The organism is Photobacterium frigidiphilum (assembly GCF_003025615.1).
GTDB lineage: Bacteria > Pseudomonadota > Gammaproteobacteria > Enterobacterales > Vibrionaceae > Photobacterium > Photobacterium frigidiphilum.
In genome coordinates, this window is record NZ_PYMJ01000072.1 from 1 (window position 1) to 6,428 (window position 6,428).

General features: G+C 40.7%; 4 protein-coding genes and 4 pseudogenes. 4 read left to right on the forward strand and 4 right to left on the reverse strand.

Annotation, left to right across the window (positions count from 1 at the left end):
- Positions 1 to 168 precede the first annotated feature (168 nt).
- Positions 169 to 1,347, reverse strand: coding sequence for a MalY/PatB family protein (locus C9J12_RS29235; RefSeq protein WP_107246844.1), 1,179 nt, complete (start codon positions 1,345 to 1,347; stop codon positions 169 to 171).
- A gap of 117 nt (positions 1,348 to 1,464) precedes the next feature.
- On the opposite strand from C9J12_RS29235, the pseudogene C9J12_RS31550 reads away from it, so the two are divergent.
- Positions 1,465 to 1,659, forward strand: a pseudogene (locus C9J12_RS31550) (IS110 family transposase); the annotation flags it as partial.
- A gap of 388 nt (positions 1,660 to 2,047) precedes the next feature.
- On the opposite strand, the gene C9J12_RS29245 reads toward C9J12_RS31550, so the two are convergent.
- Both C9J12_RS29245 and C9J12_RS29250 read right to left on the reverse strand, forming a co-directional pair.
- Positions 2,048 to 2,494, reverse strand: coding sequence for a bacteriohemerythrin (locus tag C9J12_RS29245; protein WP_107246850.1), 447 nt, complete (start codon positions 2,492 to 2,494; stop codon positions 2,048 to 2,050).
- 456 nt (positions 2,495 to 2,950) lie between these two features.
- A pseudogene (locus C9J12_RS29250) lies at positions 2,951 to 3,037 on the reverse strand (IS6 family transposase); the annotation flags it as partial.
- A 647-nt stretch (positions 3,038 to 3,684) separates the two neighbouring features.
- On the opposite strand from C9J12_RS29250, the pseudogene C9J12_RS31685 reads away from it, so the two are divergent.
- The 3 genes and pseudogenes from C9J12_RS31685 to C9J12_RS29260 form a co-directional block, all read left to right on the forward strand.
- A pseudogene (locus C9J12_RS31685) lies at positions 3,685 to 3,987 on the forward strand (methyl-accepting chemotaxis protein); the annotation flags it as partial.
- A gap of 51 nt (positions 3,988 to 4,038) precedes the next feature.
- A complete protein-coding gene (locus C9J12_RS31690; protein WP_407675713.1) occupies positions 4,039 to 4,416 on the forward strand; it encodes a CZB domain-containing protein in 378 nt (125 codons plus the stop codon).
- A 104-nt stretch (positions 4,417 to 4,520) separates the two neighbouring features.
- Entirely contained in the window at positions 4,521 to 5,543 is a 1,023-nt protein-coding gene (locus C9J12_RS29260) for an IS110 family RNA-guided transposase (protein ID WP_107246855.1), read from the forward strand.
- A gap of 308 nt (positions 5,544 to 5,851) precedes the next feature.
- Here the strand turns inward: C9J12_RS29260 and C9J12_RS29265 are convergent.
- Positions 5,852 to 6,310: pseudogene (locus C9J12_RS29265) on the reverse strand (IS6 family transposase); the annotation flags it as partial.
- Positions 6,311 to 6,428 lie beyond the last annotated feature (118 nt).

Genomic DNA, 6,428 nt, shown 5'->3' on the forward strand with positions numbered 1-6,428 from the left:
GTCATTGTATTTGTAAGGCATGTGTTAAACAGCTAACCGGAATGAAAAGCTAGTTATGATAACTGAACTCAGTGCTAATGGAATAATTGAGCATTATCTGAGCGATTCAACAAAGCCCCCCCTAAATGGGCTTGTCGGCAAACCTGTTATTCTGAAATCCACTGTATTTTAATTTTCGCTTACCTGCACAGCTACGACTAATGCTCTCATTGCTTCCTCCAACCTTTTCCGAGGGCAAGCGATATTCATTCGAGCAAAACCAGCTCCTTCCAGACCAAATGCCAGTCCTCTCGAGGGCGCCCATCCGGCCTTATTTCTTAAAAAAGCAGTTAGCTCTTCAGGCATCATATCGAGTTCCCTGAAATCCAACCAAAGCAGGTATGTGCCTTCCGGCTCAATCAGTTTGACGTTAGGAACATGTTCAAGATACTGCTTTACCAAATCAATGTTCCCTACAAGGTAATTGAGTACTTCATTCAACCAAGATTCACCATCCCGCCAGGCCGCTTCCATGGCAACATTGGCAAACGCGTTGTTTTTATTGACTGTCAAACGGCTGTTCTCTGCCTGAAAGCGCTTTCGTTTCATTTCATCATCTATCACAATAAAGGCCGAACAGTTTGCGGCCAGATTGAAACTTTTTGCAGGAGAAAGGCATGTAATAGTGTTATGAGCATACTTTTTACCCAGTGAAGCGTAAGGTGTATACTGATGATCTGGCAGTGTAATATCGCCGTGTATTTCATCAGACACCACCAGTACATCGTGTTTAGTACAAATATCGCCAAGTGCTTTCAGTTCTGCCCTACTCCATACACGCCCTACCGGATTGTGAGGATTACACAAATAGAGCATTTTTGTACGTGGCTCAGCTGCTTTCTGTGACAAATCATCTAAGTCCATACGGTATCGACCGTTGTCCAGAATCAACGGGTTGGTCACCAACGTTCTATTGTTTTCTTTTATAATGTCAAAAAAATCGAAAAAGACAGGAGGCTGAACAATAATACCATCGCCTTTTTTAGTAAAAATATTCGCGGACATGGCAAGGGTATTAAGAATGTTAGGCGAACGAAGAATAGTACTCTCTTCAACTTGCCAGTTATGTCGTTTATGTAGCCATTGGATCAAGCTCGGTAGTAGACCTTCAGGTACAGTTTCATAGCCAAAAACACCGTGCTTTAACCGCTTTTTTATGGCCTCAAGCACCACGGGAGGGGCTTCAAAATCCATGTCGGCCACACCGGCTGGAAACAGATTTTCTCCATCCCGGCCTAGAACTATTGGATGATGTTTCAATGCCGGAACTTCACGGCGATTGATGACTTTATCAAAGGAAAATTTCATGGGCGTGAATAACTTAATAGGGGGTTTGTGCCCATTTTATCGAAAAGTTCCATAAAACGAAAATGTATAGTTTAATTTAATGGGTTAGGGCTTTGGGATGGTTCATTACATTAAAGCCACTTAGGAGCGATGTCGTATCTTGCTCGACTTCCTGAGGTGGTCACAACCCAAAAACAGGCTTGGTTAATAGAATTGATAAAGAGAATTGGCTTCAAACGAACCTGTATTGCACTGGCAAAAAAGACTGTAAGAACTGCTTGGGCAATGCTTCATTATGAAATGAAATATCAACCAATACCTGTAACAGCATAGATTTAACTTAGTACCAAATTTTACAAAATGATGATGCATAATCGGTAAGACCAACCTACTGAGAACCTGACCGAGGTGTAATGTTTTCAAAAACTGCTTTACTGAATAGGTCAGTAGGTGCGCAAACATCAAAGGTTAGGGGGTAGCTCCCCCAATAGAAACCGAATATACGACCGCATCTTAACTTTTATGGTTCGTCGCTTTGTAAATACGTGGATTCCATATACACCTCGGGATGCCCAATAGCTACCGAGTCGCCTAACCGTATCAAAAGACCACATAGCTTTAGTGTTGCAACAAAGTCTAGCGTGACGGGGCGGGATGGTTCATTACATTAGCCCCCTTAATCTGGAAAACCTGTTAGAAGAACTTATTTTAGGGTGGCCCCTCAACTCGAAGGTCTTAGTCTTTCATTTAGTAAAAACACACCCAGCTCTTTGTCCGTATGGAGTATATGGTTGATCAACCAAGACTGCAGAAAATCAATCAAATCTTTTGCTAATATAATCTTGCCGGACTTCAGATTTTCCCTGATAGCAAGAACCTTGGATGAAAAATAGCGATGTTCCTTATGATGTCTATTGGCGCTGTCATAATCCTTGTTTGCATAGCCGTAGCGTTGCATCATCTCTTCTTCTGTTTCAAAGTGATAAACCGCGTAACTGAGTAAATCTATAGTTATTTGTTGCAACAAATCGACGCTTATATCCCCAGAGAGTTTTTCTGAAGCATCATTGATCGCATTAACCAGAATTAGATGCTGCTCGTCAATTTCTGTAATCCCAGTCTCAAACTCTTCGTTCCACTCTAGTTTGACAATAAGTTGTTTAGACACTTGATCCTCCCGTGCTTGGTTGTCTAATCATTCTTTCCCCATGCGAAGAATTTCAAAAATGATGTAATTGTAAAATAAGATAGGAATTGACCCTTTTAAAAAGCAGTTAGCATAAACTAACGGCCCTTTGGAATCCCATAATTGCACACCATTTTCAGCATTAAGCAATATGGATGAAATTTGCTCAGTGGATAGGAATTGAGTGCTAAAATCTCCGCCGTCTGCTGGGGCGCTTTATCCTTTAAAGTTAATGGCGTTATACCCATACACAACAATCCCTTTGAATATTGTTGAGCTATGTAAAATCCTTATTCGTTATAAAATAGAGACGTTATGGCTTTCGGGCTAGTTTAAATTTCGAAAAGATTATAAAAGATTGATTTACAGCAATAAATTTTGGGTTTCGTAAGAATTAGCTTGTACTCAGAATTGTATCTTTTTCATTTAATGCAGTAGCTCAATGAACAAACGATAAATCCTCAAATGATGAACCGAACTCCCGCACTCTGCCAGCATGTCACGGCGGTTGGCGTAACTCATTGGGATAAAACTTACTAGTAAGGCCCCAAAATTAATTTCCCCCTCAATTTGTCTTTGTTTTCACTCAACAGACAACACACCTCTGCATTCATTTCTTCTTTTAAAGGGGAAATTTCTACTTTGGGGAAAGATGGATACTTTAAATTGGGATAAATAGATTGATTGATATGCATGATATATGACCGAATAGATTTTTTATTCTAAGTTATTCGACTAAAGTAAATTGGTCTCTTACGTATCATTTGATGCACCTTAGATTTCTTAAAATTAATTTTCAATATTGTGGGATAACTATGTTTTTCAATAACACGAAGATGAAAGAAAACGAGGCATTAAAACAACAGCTTGAAGAAGAAAGGGAGCTGCATCAGCAGAAGATAGAAGAACTTTTAGCCGAAATACAATGTAAGGAGCAGTCTCTAATAATTCTTAAGGTAAGCAATCAGTTTGAGTCCGCATTAATGACAAATCATCTTCGTGGAAATACCATGCTAGAAGCTATTCGGACGGGCCTTGCTGATAGCGCTGAAAATCTGGTTGATGAAAATGAATCATTAAAACAATTGGATGAAATGTTTAACCAAACTCATTTCGCACTAGGCCGTTTATCAACTAGCGCAGATAAAATCAGCGAGCAGGCTAAGATTAGTATGAGTGCAGCTGTTGTATTAGATGAAACCGCAACATCTATAGGTCAATTAGTTCTGACTATTCAAGAAATCTCGGCACAAACTAACTTGTTGGCTCTTAATGCGGCGATTGAAGCCGCACGTGCAGGTGAAGCTGGTAGAGGCTTCTCTGTGGTTGCTGATGAAGTTCGAACTCTTGCAGGAAAAGCCCATGATGCCAGTGGTAGGATCGAGACTTTGGTTAGTCAAGTGTTGAAGCAAACAGATGCCATCAAAACGTCGCTCAGTGATAACCAAGATTGTACCGCAGAAGTTTCAACATCTTCAAAAAAAATCGAAAGCGTTGTAATGGATGTCTTAAATAAGTCTCAGCATATGCAGGACGTTATTCGTATAGCAGCGGTAAGATCATTTCTTGATACCGTTAAATTGGATCATGCAGTATGGAAAAATAATGTTTACAGTCAAGTTGAGCAGCGTCAATTTGAAACACCACTCAATGCTCATACAGAATGTCGGTTGGGTAAGTGGTACTTTGAAGGTGATGGAGCGGATAAATTCAGTCAATTGGCTAGCTTTGGTGGTATCAACTCACCGCATCAACTTGTTCATGAGTCGGGACGCCATGCACTTCAAGCGGGTTTGAATGATAAACAACAACTTATTGTACACATACAGGCGATGGAAGATGCCAGCGAAAGTGTGGTAAATGCTATTGACCGATTACTAACTGATGCTATAAAGGAGCGATAATAGTGGTTGTAATGTAATGAACCATCCCACTCCATAACGTCCCGTCAGGCTATGATTATTGTAACAATTCATAAGCAATTAATTGATAAGTGGGAGATAGAGTGATGATCATTAACTTACTGGGTATTGATATTGCTAAGAATGTTTTTCAACTGCATGGTATTGATGTTAATGGTAAAGCTGTTTTAAAAAAGCGATTATCAAGAGATAAACTGGCTGAGTATATCGCTAACACACCACTATGTACGATCGTCATGGAATCGTGTGGAGGAGCCAACTATTGGGCCCGCGTCTTCCAACGGTCAGGGCATACAGTGAAACTCATTAGCCCTCAGTTCGTAAAACCGTTTGTTAAAACAAATAAAAATGATGCTGAGGCCATAACAGAGGCAGCCAGTAGGCCATCAATGCATTTCGTCCCCATCAAGCAAGTTGAACAACAAGATATACAGTCTCTACATCGAATTAGAAGCCGGTTAGTTAAAAATAGAACGGCATTAATTAACGAAATAAGAGGGCTCAATTTGGAATACGGAATTACTATTCCAACAGGGGCATCAAAGGTAAAAACCAAATTATGTTCCATTCTTTCCAATGAAAATAATGAGCTGACTGTGGCCTCTCGTGAATTCATGAATAATCTCTACAATGATCTCGTCGAAATTGAAGATAAGTTGAAAAATTTAGGAAAAAAGGTACAACAGATCTGTAGGAAAAATGAAGACTGTCGCCGAATTATGAAAATACCCGGTGTTGGTGAATTAACAGCAACAGCAATGATCTCAGCGGTTCCAAATCCAAACGTATTTAAGAATGGCAGGCACATGTCAGCATGGCTAGGACTGGTACCAAGACAGCATTCTAACGGAGAAAAGCAGATTTTGTTGGGTATCAGCAAGCGAGGAGATAGATACTTGCGAACATTACTTATTCATGGTGCCAGAGCTGCTTTGTCGAAGTATAAAAATCTGGACAACAAATATGGCCGCTGGTTAACAGAAAAAGAATGTACGCTTAGCTTTAATAAAGCCGCGGTTGCATTGGCGAATAAGAATGCCAGGGTCATATGGTCAATCCTGAGTACGGGAAATGAGTTTGATCTCAATAATCAAAAGGTGGCTGCCTAATACACAATATTGAGCAGCTTAACGGTAAGCATTTCAATAAGTTTGCGCCGATTAGTTTTAGATGATGAAACATAGGTCATACCTGCTCTTCTAAAACCTGTTTTGCGACACGGCCGTTAGAGGCCATGGTTGTGTTGAAGTCGAAGAGTGCGGATTTACATCAGGGCACAAGTTTAACTTAGATGCCGAATATATGACTGCAACTTAGATCTAGAGCAACATCATTAAAAATTAACGTACAAATAGGGATGGTTCATATATGTCGCAAAGTTATACAGAAGCACAAGCGTACTGATTTCCAGATGCAACTAGGCTGCAAGCGCGTAAAACTCATCCCAGACAGATAAATCATCAGGGTTGTCGAGCTGCCCATTTTTAATCATTGACCACAGCTCCACGCCGGCGAGTGTGGCTTTGGCTCCTTCATCAGATTTCCATCCCAGTCACTGATGCATTTTACCTTTCACTTTCCGGTGACTTTGCTCGACTATGTTGTTCAAATACTTAACTTGAAGCACTTCAACCAGGTTGAGCATCTTCCCCATCAACCAGAGTTGGACGTTGATATTGTGTAGCGCTAATGCATTGGCACCACTCTTATCTATTACCACCTTTTCAGGTAAGCCGTTATGGCCTATCGCCTTGTTGAAGAAGGCGCGAGCTGCTTTTTCATCACGATGGTCACACAGTAAAAAATCAATGAAATTGCCGTATTTATCAACGGCCCGGTAGTAATATTTCCATTGGCCTTTGACGTTAAGTAGAGTAAGAGACAGAGCGTAGTCGAACTATTTCTCTGCCTCTCCTCACCGAACCGCACGTGCACCTTTCAGCGCATGCGGCTCTCCACTTAACCGTGGCCAACGGCCATCGCAACATCAGTGT

Coding starts and splice junctions, on each gene's coding strand:
- C9J12_RS29235 (WP_107246844.1), bottom strand. CDS start 1,347: ATGAAATTTTCCTTTGATAAAGTCATCAATCGCCGTGAAGTTCCGGCA.
- C9J12_RS31690 (WP_407675713.1), top strand. CDS start 4,039: ATGCAGGACGTTATTCGTATAGCAGCGGTAAGATCATTTCTTGATACC.
- C9J12_RS29260 (WP_107246855.1), top strand. CDS start 4,521: ATGATCATTAACTTACTGGGTATTGATATTGCTAAGAATGTTTTTCAA.